The 13,697-nt window shown below is 60.7% G+C and carries 10 protein-coding genes; 3 read left to right on the top strand and 7 right to left on the bottom strand.

What is annotated here, in order from left to right; translation table 11 throughout:
• Nucleotides 1-37: 37 nt before the first annotated feature.
• Nucleotides 38-1,651: an NAD(P)/FAD-dependent oxidoreductase gene (locus AB4O35_RS12585; RefSeq protein ID WP_065945391.1), complete on the top strand. Its 1,614-nt coding sequence runs from the start codon at nt 38-40 to the stop codon at nt 1,649-1,651.
• A 151-nt stretch (nt 1,652-1,802) separates the two neighbouring features.
• Here the strand turns inward: AB4O35_RS12585 and AB4O35_RS12580 are convergent, their stop codons facing one another.
• Entirely contained in the window at nt 1,803-2,897 is a 1,095-nt protein-coding gene (locus AB4O35_RS12580; protein ID WP_065872402.1) for a PLP-dependent cysteine synthase family protein, read from the bottom strand.
• Between the two features lie 216 nt (nt 2,898-3,113).
• On the opposite strand from AB4O35_RS12580, the gene nhaA reads away from it, so the two are divergent.
• The gene (nhaA, locus tag AB4O35_RS12575; protein ID WP_065872403.1) at nt 3,114-4,307 is read left to right on the top strand and encodes a Na+/H+ antiporter NhaA; all 1,194 of its coding nucleotides are present in this window, start codon (nt 3,114-3,116) and stop codon (nt 4,305-4,307) included.
• Between the two features lie 725 nt (nt 4,308-5,032).
• Here the strand turns inward: nhaA and AB4O35_RS12570 are convergent.
• A complete protein-coding gene (locus AB4O35_RS12570; protein WP_003189251.1) occupies nt 5,033-5,497 on the bottom strand; it encodes an outer membrane lipoprotein in 465 nt (154 codons plus the stop codon).
• A gap of 157 nt (nt 5,498-5,654) precedes the next feature.
• On the opposite strand from AB4O35_RS12570, the gene AB4O35_RS12565 reads away from it, so the two are divergent.
• Nucleotides 5,655-5,915, top strand: a complete 261-nt coding sequence (locus AB4O35_RS12565) for a hypothetical protein (RefSeq protein ID WP_065872404.1) — start codon at nt 5,655-5,657, stop codon at nt 5,913-5,915.
• A gap of 36 nt (nt 5,916-5,951) precedes the next feature.
• Here AB4O35_RS12565 and pdxH read toward each other — a convergent pair whose 3' ends face one another.
• The 5 genes from pdxH to dinG all read right to left on the bottom strand — a co-directional run bounded on the left by pdxH (nt 5,952) and on the right by dinG (nt 13,695).
• On the bottom strand, nt 5,952-6,599 hold the full coding sequence (gene pdxH, locus AB4O35_RS12560; RefSeq protein ID WP_065945390.1) for a pyridoxamine 5'-phosphate oxidase: 648 nt from the start codon (nt 6,597-6,599) through the stop codon (nt 5,952-5,954).
• A 27-nt stretch (nt 6,600-6,626) separates the two neighbouring features.
• Nucleotides 6,627-7,793 (bottom strand): OmpA family protein, encoded by a 1,167-nt coding sequence (locus AB4O35_RS12555; RefSeq protein WP_083207064.1) that lies wholly within the window; start codon nt 7,791-7,793, stop codon nt 6,627-6,629.
• A 143-nt stretch (nt 7,794-7,936) separates the two neighbouring features.
• Complete coding sequence (locus AB4O35_RS12550) at nt 7,937-9,082, bottom strand: serine hydrolase domain-containing protein (protein WP_065880126.1); 1,146 nt, start codon at nt 9,080-9,082, stop codon at nt 7,937-7,939.
• An 82-nt stretch (nt 9,083-9,164) separates the two neighbouring features.
• Nucleotides 9,165-11,462 (bottom strand): beta-galactosidase, encoded by a 2,298-nt coding sequence (locus AB4O35_RS12545; RefSeq protein WP_065880049.1) that lies wholly within the window; start codon nt 11,460-11,462, stop codon nt 9,165-9,167.
• A gap of 88 nt (nt 11,463-11,550) precedes the next feature.
• Nucleotides 11,551-13,695, bottom strand: a complete 2,145-nt coding sequence (dinG, locus tag AB4O35_RS12540; RefSeq protein ID WP_065880050.1) for an ATP-dependent DNA helicase DinG — start codon at nt 13,693-13,695, stop codon at nt 11,551-11,553.
• Between the last annotated feature and the right edge of the window lie 2 nt (nt 13,696-13,697).

The raw sequence follows: 13,697 nt of genomic DNA, 5'->3' as shown, positions 1-13,697 counted from the left end.
AGCCGGCCTCCGAGCCCGCCGCCTACCGGATCCTGTCATGTTACGAATCACCGAACTCAAGCTGCCCATCGACCATCCCGAAGAAGACCTGCGGCCTGCCATCGTGCAGCGCCTGGGCATCGCCAGTGATGACCTGCTCGATTTCACCCTGTTCAAGCGCAGCTACGACGCCCGCAAGAAATCGTCGGAGCTGTGTTTCATCTACACCATCGATCTGAACGTGAAAGGCGAAGCCGCCCTGTTGCTCAAGTTCGCTGATGACCGCAACGTCAACCCGGCGCCGGATGTCAGCTACACCGTGGTCGGCCAGGCGCCGGAAGGCCTGAAAGAACGTCCAATCGTCGTGGGCTTTGGCCCGTGCGGCATTTTCGCCGGGCTGTTGCTCGCGCAGATGGGCTTCAAGCCGATCATCCTCGAACGCGGCAAGGAAGTGCGTCAGCGCACCAAGGACACCTGGGGCCTGTGGCGCAAAAACGTGCTCAACCCCGAATCCAACGTGCAATTCGGTGAAGGCGGCGCCGGGACCTTTTCCGATGGCAAGCTGTACAGCCAGATCAAGGACCCGAAGTTCCACGGTCGCAAAGTCCTGCACGAGTTCGTCAAGGCCGGTGCGCCGGAAGAAATCCTCTACGTCAGCAAGCCGCATATCGGTACATTCCGCCTGACCGGCGTGGTGGAGAACATGCGCGAGCAGATCATCGCCCTGGGCGGTGAAGTGCGCTTCGAGCAGCGGGTTACCGACGTGCTGATCGAAGACGGCCAGTTGAACGGCGTGGTGGTCGATGGCGGCGAGCAGATCCTGTCCAGGCATGTGATCCTGGCTCTCGGCCACAGCGCCCGCGATACCTTCCGCATGCTCCACGGCCGTGGGGTTTACATGGAAGCCAAGCCGTTCTCGGTGGGCTTCCGTATTGAACACCCACAGTCGCTGATCGACGCCGCGCGCCTGGGCAAATACGCCGGGCACCCAAAACTCGGCGCCGCCGACTACAAGCTGGTGCACCACGCCAAGAACGGCCGCTCGGTCTACAGCTTCTGCATGTGCCCAGGCGGTACCGTGGTTGCTGCGACCTCCGAGCCAGGCCGCGTGGTCACCAACGGTATGAGCCAGTACTCGCGTAACGAGCGCAATGCCAACTCCGGCATCGTGGTCGGCATCACGCCCGAAGTGGATTACCCGGGTGGCCCGCTGGCGGGTATCGAGTTGCAGGAACGCCTGGAGTCCCACGCCTACATCCTCGGCGGCAGCAACTACGAGGCCCCGGCGCAATTGGTGGGTGATTTCATCGCCGGTAAGCCATCGACCGCTATCGGCAGTGTGGAACCGTCCTACAAGCCTGGCGTTGCTCTCGGTGACCTGGCCCTGGCGTTGCCGGACTTCGCCATCGAGGCGATCCGCGAAGCGTTGCCGGCGTTCGAGAAACAGATCAAGGGCTATTCGCTGCACGACGCGGTGTTGACCGGTATCGAGACGCGCACCTCGTCGCCACTGCGGATAACCCGTAACGAATCGATGCAGAGCTTGAACGTGAAAGGCCTGTTCCCGGCCGGTGAAGGCGCCGGTTATGCCGGGGGGATTCTGTCAGCGGGTGTGGATGGGATTCGGATTGCCGAGGCGTTGGCGCGAGATATGTTGGGCATCGAGGCCTGACATTCTCTCCCTGCCAGCCCCCATTCAAAGGTGGGAGCTGGCTTGCCGGATCACCGCATCGCTGCGATTGTGATGGTTCAGTCGATAAATTCGGCGACTGACAGTCTGTAATCGCAGGCGAGCCAGCTCCCACATTGGTTGTTGTGTCGGGTCAGATATTTGCGCGCAAGATCGTTTCGGGCAATGGCTCACCCCGCTCCACACTGGCCGCAACGGCCGCCATTAACCCGACCAATTCATAGCCTTGCCCCGCCAGCCACGCCTGATCGTAATAGGTGGTGGCATACCGCTCACCCCCATCACACAAAATCGCCACGATCGAGCCCGACTCCCCCGCCGCTTTCATCTGCTGCGCCGCCACCAGCGCGCCAATCAGGTTGGTCCCGCTGGAACCGCCGACCCGCCGTCCAAGCCGTGCAGCAAGGTAATGCATGGCCGCCAGCGAGAGCGCATCCGGCACCTTGACCATCGCATCAATCACCTTTGGCAAAAAGGATGCCTCGACCCGTGGCCGACCAATCCCTTCGATGCGCGAACCACAGTCCAGGCGCAAACTCGCGTCGCCACTCTGATAGAAATCAAAGAACACGGAGCGTTCGGCATCGGCACACAACACACGGGTGCAATGCTGGCGATAGCGCACATAACGGCCGAGAGTTGCTGTGGTGCCGCCGGTACCGGGGCTGGAGATCAGCCAGCTCGGTTCCGGATGCTGCTCGAAACGCATCTGCTGGAAGATCGACTCGGCGATGTTGTTGTTCGCACGCCAGTCGGTGGCGCGCTCGGCGTAGGTGAACTGGTCCATGAAATGACCACCGCTTTCCAGTGCCAGCCGCTCGGACTCCGCATAGATCTGTGTCGGGTCCTGTACCAGGTGGCTTTTACCGCCGTAGAAAGCAATCTGCGCGATTTTTTCCTGGGAGGTGGTGGCCGGCATCACCGCAATAAATGGCAAGCCGAGCAGACCGGCAAAGTAAGCTTCGGAAATCGCCGTTGACCCGCTGGACGCTTCGATCACCGGCGCGCCAGGCTTGAGCCAGCCGTTGCACAACGCATACAGGAACAGCGAGCGAGCCAGCCGATGCTTGAGGCTGCCAGTGGGGTGGCTGGACTCGTCCTTGAAGTACAACTCAATACCCGGCAACCCCGGCAGAGGCAAGGGAATCAGGTGCGTGTCGGCGCTGCGCTGGAAGTCTGCTTCAATGATACGAATGGCTTCGCGGGCCCAGGGACGTTGGTCGTTCATGGAGAGTTTCTCTAAAGGTGTAAGCCCTGATTTTAGGGGGTTTCCTACACACCACACAGATACAGTACCGGCTCAATTGAGGGCGTAATTGCTAGGCTTCGACGTAACGTCAACGCAAACCGCCGCTTATAACAAATAAGAATATAACTTTTGTTTTAACAACCAACGGTACGGGTTAGGGTACCCACCTATTGAACCTGGATTGGAGAGCATCCCTTGCCTCTGCGTAGCACTTTCACCCGTTTCTTCCAGCTGGAAGCCGCCAGCGGTCTGTTGTTGATCGCGGCAGCCGCCCTGGCCCTGATCGTCAACAATTCACCTTTGTCGCACCTGTACAGCGCGTTTCTCGACGTACCGGTAGTGGCGCAGATTGGCGCGTTGAAAATCGCCAAGCCCGCCTTGCTTTGGATCAACGATGGCCTGATGGCCTTGTTCTTCCTGCTGATCGGCCTTGAGGTCAAGCGCGAGCTGCTCGACGGCCACCTGTCAAAGCCCTCGCAAGTGGTGCTGCCCGGCGCAGCGGCCATCGGCGGCATGGTGGTGCCAGCGCTGATCTACTGGGCGATCAACAAGGACTACCCCGCGGCACTTTCGGGCTGGGCGATCCCGATGGCCACCGACATTGCCTTCGCCCTCGGCGTGCTGGCCCTGCTGGGCAAACGCGTACCGGTGTCGCTGAAGCTGTTCCTGATGACCCTGGCGATTATTGACGACCTGGGCGCGATCATCGTGATCGCCATTTTCTATTCCGCCGACCTGTCCGGCGCCGCCCTGGCAGGTGCAGGTGCCTGCTTGATTGCCCTGATCGCGATGAACCGCCTGGGTGTTATCAAACTTGGACCGTACCTGATCATTGGTCTGATCCTGTGGGTGTGTGTGCTCAAGAGCGGCGTACACGCGACGCTCGCCGGTGTGACGTTGGCATTCTGCATCCCGATGCGCACCAAGAACGCCGAGCCGTCACCGTTGCTCACGCTGGAGCACGCCCTGCACCCGTGGGTGGCCTACGCCATCCTGCCACTGTTCGCCTTCGCCAACGCCGGGGTCTCGCTGACAGGTGTCAGCCTGGAAAGCTTCACCCACCATGTGCCTATGGGCATCGCTGCGGGCCTGTTGATTGGTAAGACTGTCGGCGTGTTCGGGCTCACTTGGCTGGCGATCAAGACCGGCATTGCTGCCCTACCGAACGGCGCAAATTGGGGCCAGGTGTTTGGTGTGGCAATCCTGTGCGGCATTGGCTTCACCATGAGCTTGTTTGTGGGGTCACTGGCATTCGTGCCGGGTGCCAGTGAGTTCGCGGGGGAGGACCGGATGGGAATTTTGACCGGCTCGATATTGGCGGCGTGTATTGGTTATGCGGTGACGGCAATGGCGAGTCGCAAGAAGGCTGTAACTTCAGATTTGAACTGACAGCCCCTAAAACCAAAAAGCCGCCTCGGATTAAACCGAGGCGGCTCCACTTCTCAGACCTTACAGGTCATCGAAGCTGTCCCGCAGGAATACCCACACGTGATAAACACGCAGGATATTCACTACGAGGTTCCACGTACGTCGTGCAAACTTCGACATACTCGGCCCTCCTAACGTTGGGCCTTACCTCCAGCGCACTTACCGGAACACGTGAGCCTTTGGATGCAGGTCAATGCATCTTTGAGGCGGCCGGGTTGATGGGCTTCCCGCATGAATCCGGCACGGATTACTAGCCCGTGGCGATCAGTCCAAAAATTCGCGCGCGTACCCGGCTCGCCTAGAAGCAACAAACGTAGAACAGGGGGGAGCCTAACGAATATCCCGAATAAAGGTGTGACGAAAAGTGGTTAAATATCCAGTATTGCTTATGAGATCTATTGCAATTTTTTGCAGTAGAAATCGAAACAGAAAAGCTTCAGGAATGGCCGTCGTCGACTTTCTCTCAACCTTGCATGAGAGTGTGACCGGGGGTACTATCCCGGCTGCAGGTCAATGCATCTTTGAAGTCGCAGCCCCGTGAATAATGGGGTTCGCAATAAAAAACCGCCCTACTAAGGCGGTTTTTTATTGCCTGCATTTTTTGCAGTTCAACCCGGCCACACCCCATAAAACCAAAAACCCCAGCCGGTCACCCGGCTGGGGTTTTGTAGTTCTACAACCAGCGCTTAACGCGTAACGCGGCTAGTACCATCAACGGTCATGATGCGTACACGGTCACCAATGCGGAAGATTTCATTCTCCTGCACAGCCTGCACGTAGGCGCGCATGCTGCCGTCGTCTTCGCGTACGGTGATTTCCACACCCTGGGTCCGGGTCAGGCCTTCTTCGGTGGCCGAGCCCAGCAGGCCGCCAGCAACGGCGCCGATCACGGCAGTCACGATGCTGCCACGGCCGCCGCCGATAGCGCTGCCGCCAACGCCGCCGATGACTGCGCCAGCAGCGCCGCCGATTGGGGTCTTGGTGCCTTCGATTTTCACGGGGCGCAGGGATTCGATGGTCCCCATGCGCACGGTCTGAACACGACGCGCTTCGTCGCGGGAGTACGAGTCGCCGGTCAGACTCGAGGCGCAGCCACCCAGCAGCAACGACAGGGTGGTAAAGCAGGCAACCAGTAAAACGGACTTACGCATAGCATCAACTCCAAAGGACAGGTGTTCATTAAACGCTGCAGCTTGACGCCTGTCACGGCAAGCGCCGCAGAAAATTGCTTTCATTCAGCCTGAGTACAGACAGCCCGCACCAGGAAACTCGACGAACGGTAGCACTCCACTCCTAGCCAGGACCTCCATGGATTACTTCATCATTGTAGTCACAACGCTTGCCGGCCTGTATTTCCACGGCTGGCTGTACCTGCGTATCAGGCGCTGGATCGACCGTGACCTGGCGCTATCGCTGGCGGGCAATGACCTGCACAAGCGCGCATTTATGCTGCAACAGCTGGAGCAGGCTCGCGCGCTGAAAATCAGGCGGTCCGATTTGCCGCTCTGGTTGAAAAAAGCCGCGCAGCAGCACACGCCCGAAGCCTCTGTGATAGAGACTTCGGCGTGATCGGCAACATTCAGGTGAGGTGACGAAAGGTGTGGCTCAGGGCGCCAGGCGTTCGCGGGTCCAGTCGGCCCCTTGCAAGCGATAGTTCAAGCGGTCATGCAAGCGGCTGGCGCGACCTTGCCAGAACTCGATGCGCTCCGGCAGCAAACGATAGCCACCCCAATGCTCGGGGCAATCGGGCTGGGTATCGCTGAAACGCTGTTCGGTGGCCTTGAGCAGGTCCTGCAGTTCTTCGCGGTCACGGATGACCTGGCTCTGCGGGGACGCCCAGGCCCCCAGACGGCTGCCCAGCGGACGGACCTGGTAATAAGCGTCCGACTCCTCAGGCGTGACCTTGACCACCCGCCCCTCGATGCGCACTTGGCGTTCCAGGGTCGGCCAGAAAAAGGTCATGGCCGCAAACGGCCGAGCCGCGAGCTGTTGGCCCTTGGCACTCTGATAATTGGTGAAGAAGGTAAAGCCCTGCGCATCCAGGCCCTTGAGCAACAGGATGCGGCAGTGCGGGCGACCGTCCTGGTCGACCGTGGCCAAGGTCATGGCATTGGCTTCCACCGGGGGCTGCTCGGTTGTCACCGCATCAGCAAACCACTGGTGGAACAAGGCAAACGGCTCGCTCGGGGACTGGGCCTCGCTCAAACCATCCCGTGTGTAGTCACGGCGCATATCGGCCAGTGCCTGGGTCATGCGGCTTTATCCTTCTGGTTCAGCAGATCAGTTTTTCGCCTGGTCGTTTGCCGGTGCAGCGGCCTTGGCTTTGGCGGGAGCAGGCTTTTTGGCAGCAGGCTTGGCCGGTGCTTTTTTAGCGGCTGGCTTGGCAGCGGCTTTCTTGGCGGCTGTAGCTTTCTTGGCCGGGGCTTTCGCAGCCGGGGCCGGGGCTGGAACGTTCTGTACTGCAACCATTTCAGCCACAGGTGGAGTCTTGCCCGACTGATACTTGCTCAGCAAAGCCAGCATGGTGGTGCGCTGGGTGAACATGATTTCCATACGACGGTTCAGGGCGCGACCCTGGTTGCTGTCGTTGGCGGCACGTGGCATCAGGTCGCCCATGCCGCGCAGCATCAGGCGGTCTTGCTTGAGGCCGCTGAGGCTGAAGATCGAGGCGATGGATTGTGCACGTTCCTTGGTCAGCGCCTGGCTGGCCGGGGCGGTGCCGGTGGCATCGACGTGGCCCAATACCAGTACGGCGGTCTTTGGATCGGCTTCAACGGCCTTGGCAACGCGGGTGAACGGGCCGAGGGTGACGGGCAGCAGCATCGCTGGGCGTTTCGGGTTGTAGGAGCCGTCTACCGGGGCAATCACCACCAGCACATTGTCACGACGCTCCAGTTGCAGGTTGCTGTCCTTGATGGCGGCGCGCAGGCGTGGCTCATAGTCGTCCAGCCAGGCCTGAGTGATTTTCGGATCAGGCATTGGTACGTTGGTCACGTCGACCTTGGCCAATGGCTTAGGTTTGCTTTCGAAAGGCCACCACCATTTGGTGTCGGTGTCGGTCTTGGCGACGACTGGGGCGGCGGCAGGTGCTGGCTCCGCGGCCTTGAGGTCGGCTTTCAGGTCAGCCTTGGCATCGGCCGCCTTTTCGTCGGCGCTTTTGGACGAGAACGGCCACCAGCTGGAGCCGGTGTCAGCCTTGGCGGTTGGCGCTGGGGCTGGCGCAGCAGCGGCGGCCGCTACTGGTGCTGCAGGCTTGGCGCCCGCAGCGGGCTTGGCATCCGGCTTCGCATCCGGCTTGGCGTCGGTTTGGGTCACTGCGTCCTTGGTAGCGGCCTTATCAGATCCAAATGACCACCAATGCCCGCCCTCGGCATCATTTTGTGGAGTTTGTGCGCAGCCGGTAATAGTGAGGCATAGGGCCAGTGCCAAGGACTTGTTCGATAACATGAGATATCCACAAAATGAGAAAAGAAACGGGGGTCTGGGTGACCCGTTAAACAGACGCTTACAGAACATTAAAGTTACGTCATTTCGTTCAGCGTCTTCTTATAGTTGCCTTTGTAACAAAAAAACGTGAAACAGCAAGGGGTTTACAGACAACCGGCCAATATTCCGACCAACTTCTGCGCCCGCGGGTCCATTAGTACATAAGGCCCCAATGTATTAGTCACGAAACCAAACGCTACATCATGCTCGGGATCGGCAAACCCGACCGAACCACCCGCGCCGGGATGCCCGAAAGCACGCGGGCCAAGGCCGAAGGTGGCGTTGGGCAACTGCGGTTGGTCCAACATGCAGCCCAGGCCAAAACGGGTTTGTGTCAATAATGTTTTATCCGGCCCGATACTGTGTTCACGGGTCAATTGTTCAAGCATGTCGGCTTCCAGCAAACTACCGTCCAACAATCCACTATAAAAACCCGCCAGGCTACGTGCATTACCGTGACCATTTGCCGCTGGCTGCTGCATACGCCGCCATTCGGGTTTATTAGTGCTGGTCAGAATAGACGGTGGATTGGCAAAAGCCCGTGTAGTCATGGCCTCAGGTTCACGCATCATTACTTGCAGTAAACGTTGTGCGGCCTCATCGCCCCTATTGCCTTTGCTGCGCGCTATATGCGCGACGCGATAAAACTCTTCATCGGCCAGGCCCACATGAAAGTCCAGCCCCAATGGCCGTGCAACCCGCGCCACGATGGACTCTCCCGGCCCGCGCCCATCGGCGCGACGCAGCAACTCACCCACCAGCCAGCCGTAGGTGATCGCCTCGTAGCCATGGCCTTGGCCCGGCGTCCACCACGGTGCTTCGGCCGCCAGTGTGTCGACCATCAGTTGCCAATCGTACAGGGCTTCAGTAGGCAGCATCTGGCGGATCGCCGGCAACCCGGCCTGGTGGCAGAGCAACTGGCGCAGGGTGATGGCTTCTTTGCCTGCCGCCGCAAATTCCGGCCAGTAGTTGGCAACCGGTGCATCCAGTTGCAATTTGCCTTCGGCCACCAGCTGCAGGGCCGTAACGGCAGTAAAGGTCTTGGTGCAGGAGAACAGGTTGACGATCGTATCGCTGTGCCAGGCCTCGCTACCGTCCTTGTCGGCGGTACCGGCCCACAGGTCGACGACGGTTTCACCGCCGATCTGGATGCAGAGCCCGGCCCCGCGCTCCTGGGGGTCATCGAACAACGCGGCAAAGGCTTCACGTACCGCTTCGAACTGGAGTTCGTAATGACCCTGGATCTGCACCTGAACACCCTCGGACAACACAGCAAAAAGTGGCCGACATTGTTCCAGCCCTTGTGGGTTTTGTGAACCCGTCAGCACTCAATCAATGACCATTTCCGGAGTGCCCACCGGCATGCCCGGCGCCCTGCCCCGGGCCTTTGCCTTCGTGCCCGGCCCTGCCCCCTTCGCTTTCGCGCACGGCACCGGCCGCCTTGGCCTTTTCGGCCTCTTTGCCGAGTTGATCGACCGCCGCCAGGTTACTTTTGCGCACGCTTTCAACAAAACCCTGGAACGGTACGTCGGTGATGCCCACCAGGCCAAAGTGGCCGTTTTCACCGTCGAGCAATCGACCGGTCACCGGCTGGTCCAGGTACTGGAACCAATGCACGCCGACAATCGACGGCTCGGCCATGGCCTGCTTCAAGAAGTTGCCGTAAGCCGCGCCACGGTCGTCTTCCTTGGCCAACTGCGTCACGCCACCCCAGAACGGCCCACGGTCGGCCGAGCCGAAGTTGAATTCGGTGATCAGCACCGGCTTGTCCAGCGCACGCAAAGCGGCAAAATCATAGCCGTCCTGCGGCTTAAGCGTGTACATGTTGAAGCTCAGCACATCGCAATACTGCGCGCAGGAGGCCACGGCTTCCGGCGTGCTGACCGCATACCGGCCGCCCAACAGCAGTTGGTTGGGGGCGTGCCATTTCAGCGAGTCGGAGATGGTCTTGAAGTAGGCATCCGCAAACGTCTTCTGGAAGTATCGGAAATCAGCTTCGATTTCCGGGTGCTCAGGGTTGGGAATCGGCGGTTCGAAGCCCGGGTCTTCCATCAATTCCCAGCCCTTCAACTCGATGCCCCAGGCTTTCGACAGGCCCTCTTCGTTACGGTACTTGTCACGCAGTTGTTTGAGGAAGGCGCGCTTGGCCGGTACGTCGGTGGTCATGCGCAAGGTGCCGTAGGCCAAGGCGTAGCGGGATTTAGCATCATCGCCGGGGCCGGCCCAGGCCAGCTCGTTGTCGGCAAAGAAACCGACCAACCACGGGTCGTCACGGTGATCGCGGGCGGCGATAGCCACGGCGCGTTCGGTGGCCATGGCGAAACGCGGGTCGAACGGGTCGGGCATGCCACCCCACCAGTCGGTGCCGGTGCTGATGCTGGCGTAGTCGCCGACGATCGACAGCGGCAAGGTGTAGGGCACACGATCGGCAGTGGTCAAACCCTCGTCGCTCCAGTTGCCTACGGTGTTGAAACCCCAGGCTTGCAGGCGGTCAAGGGTATGGGTGACCCAGCGTTTTTGGTCGAAACCGTCACCGCCATACGTGCGTTGCAAGTTGGCGCCGTAAAAGTCATACCAACGGCCGGCACCAAAGCTACGCCCTTCGCCTGCACCGTTACCGGTACGGTTGTCGCCGCTGCCGTAGTACTTGTCGAAGGGTTCGCCGCCTTTAGGCAACGCCGCGAACATCCATTCACGCCCGGCCACATAAGTCTGGCTGTTGTCCGGGGCCACAGTATTGACGCCCAGGGAGTAGAACGGATGCCCCTCCGGCGTCACCAGGTACCAGCGGCCGTCGCGTTTTTCGGTGCGGAAAAACCCGCTGGCGTCGAACGCCGGGCCTTTGTTCCAGCCGCCGTACTGGTCCAGGGCGGACTTATCCCGCGTGGCCAGCCAGCCCTGAAGTTGCTGTTGTTCCTTGGCCGCAGCGGCTTTGAGTTGCTCGTCGCTGCTGACTTTTTCCGGCCAGCGCGCCCGGGTGGATTGACCATAGGCATCCACCAACTCGCTGTAGGCCGCCTTCAATACAGGCGCGCTGTCCTGCACGCCAAAGCGCTCCAGCAAGATGCTCTGGGCGGCGTTGGGCTTGAGCATCGACAAGGTCACCGAAACCACCTGGCTGCGGTCGATTTCACCCGCGCTGCTGGCGAGCAATACGCGCTGGCCGTCCACGGTGATCGGCATCGGCGGGCCGGCCTTCATGCCCTGGCTCAACGGCGAATTGGCTTGCAACGGGATCAACAAGGTCTGGGCCGGACCGGCCGGCAAGTCAATGCGACTGATCAGGGTGCGGCCATCGCTGCTCTGCACCTTGACATAGAGGGTTAACGCCCAGTCCATCGCACTCTGGATACGCAAGCTCATGGCGCTCGATTGCGCCCAGTCCCAGGTGCCGGTCTGCGGGCTGAGCACCAGGCTCGGTTCGGCCGCCGGGTTGAAGGTGATGCGGCGCAGCACTTCGCCTTCGGCGGTCTGTTCGGCGTTGTATTGCGGCAGGCTGGCGTCCTGGGTCGCCACCTTGACCACATCGGCAGGCCGGACAAAGTTGAACAAGGTCTGTTGCCCGGCGGGCGCGGCCATCAAGGGCGCGGTAAACAGCAGGGCAAAAAGAGCGGGCAGCGTGCGAATCATACGAGCAAGGTTCTCCCAGACGGCCGGTGAATGGCCTGATGACATAATTGAGATAGACCACGAAGTGGGCGAATCCGCCCACGGTGGCTTAAGAAATTTCGCGCCTGAACGGCGGCAAGGCATTGAGGATAGCCTTGCCATAGCGTTGGGTGACCAAACGGCGGTCGAGCAAGGTGATGGTGCCCCGGTCTTCTTCGGTACGCAGCAAGCGACCGCAGGCCTGGACCAGCTTCAAGGAAGCATCCGGCACCGAGATTTCCATGAACGGATTACCACCCCGTGCTTCGATCCACTCGGCCAGTGCCGCCTCGACCGGATCATCCGGCACCGAAAACGGGATCTTGGCGATCACCACGTGTTCGCAGTAGGCACCGGGCAAGTCCACACCCTCGGCGAAACTCGCCAGGCCGAACAGCACGCTGGAGTCTCCACCGTCGACCCGCGCCTTGTGCTTGTTCAGGGTTTCCTGTTTGGACAGGTTACCCTGGATAAACACTTGCTTGCGCCAGTCGCGGTCGAGGCCGTCGAACACGTCCTGCATCTGTTTGCGTGACGAGAACAGCACCAGGGTGCCCCGCGAGCCTTCTACCAGCTCCGGCAGGTCGCGGATGATCGCGGCCGTGTGGGCGGGTGCATCCCGTGGGTCGGCCTTGAGGTCCGGCACCCGCAACACACCCGCGTCGGCGTGATGGAACGGGCTTGGCACTACCGCCGTAACGGCTTTTTTCGGCAGGCCGGCGCGCATGCGGAAGCGATCAAAAGTACCCAGCGCGGTCAGCGTGGCCGAGGTCACCAGGCAGCCGTAGGCCACGTTCCAGAGGTTGCGCCGCAGCATCTCGGCCGCCAGGATCGGGCTGGCGTTGACCTCGATATCAAACAGTGCGCCGCTTTCGGACAGGGTCAGCCAGCGCGCCATGGGCGGATTGTCTTCCGGGTCTTCGACGGTGAAAGCGGTCCACAACTCCCAGTTGCCCTGGGAACGGGAAAGCAGACTGCCGAACAGCGGATACCATTCTTCGGCCTGGTTGCTGGCGATGCCAATGTTGACCTCGCCGTCCATGCCCTCCTTGAGCAGGTCAGTAAGGCGGGTGAACAGGTCGGTCAGGCGCGAGAAGCCCTTCTTTAACTCGATGCCCATTTCGCGCATGTGTTCGGGGATCAACCCACCGACGAAACGATGACGGGGTCGCTCACGGCCCTCGACGTCTTCACCGGGCTTGAAGTCAGCCACCTGCTCGCAGGCGCTGAACATGAATTGCTGTTGGGTCTTGATCTCCCGCGCCAGCTCCGGCACTTGTTCGATCAGCTTGCCCAGGTCGCCGGGCAGCGGATGCTGGGCCAACAACTTGGTGAGGTTCTTCGCGGTGGTTTCCAGCCAGTCGGCAGTGGAACGCAGCCGCGTGTAGTGGGCGAAGTGGCCGATGGCCTTGTCGGGCAGGTGATGGCCTTCGTCGAATACATAGAGGGTGTCGCGCGGGTCAGGCAGCACGGCGCCACCGCCCAAGGCCAGGTCGGCCAGGACCATGTCGTGGTTAGTGACGATCACATCGACCTTGCCCATGCCTTCGCGCGCTTTGTAGAAGGCGCACTGGCCGAAGTTGGGGCAATGGCGATTGGTGCACTGGCTGTGGTCGGTGGTCAGGCGCGCCCAGTCGGCGTCTTCCAGCGCGGTGGGCCAGCTGTCGCGGTCGCCGTCCCATTTATTGCCGGCCAGCTTCTCGATCATGCTGGTGAACAGCTTCTGGCTGACTTCATCCACTTCGATCTTGAAGCCTTCTTCTTCAAACAGCGACGCGGTGGCGGTTTGCGCGTGGCCTTCCTGCAACAGCACGTCGAGCTTGGACAGGCACATGTAGCGGCCACGGCCCTTGGCCAGGGCGAAGGTGAAGTTCAGGCCGCTGTTGCGCATCAGGTCAGGCAGGTCTTTGTAGACGATCTGCTCTTGCAGGGCGACGGTCGCGGTGGCAATCACCAGGCGTTTGCCGGCGGCCTTGGCGGTAGGGATCGCGGCCAGGCTGTAGGCTACAGTCTTGCCGGTACCGGTGCCGGCCTCGACGGCCACGATCGCGGGGTCGCCACTGCGCCGGCCTTCGTCGTCGGTGTCGATATCCCCGAGGACCTTGGCCACTTCGGCGATCATCAGGCGTTGGCCGTAGCGCGGTTTCAAGCTCTTGGCTTCGAGAAAACGCGTGTAGGCGCCCTGGATCGTAGTTTTGAGTTCAGTGCTGATCATGG

The organism is Pseudomonas sp. H1_A03 (genome assembly GCF_054685145.1).
This window is presented reverse-complemented; position numbering and strand designations above follow the sequence as displayed.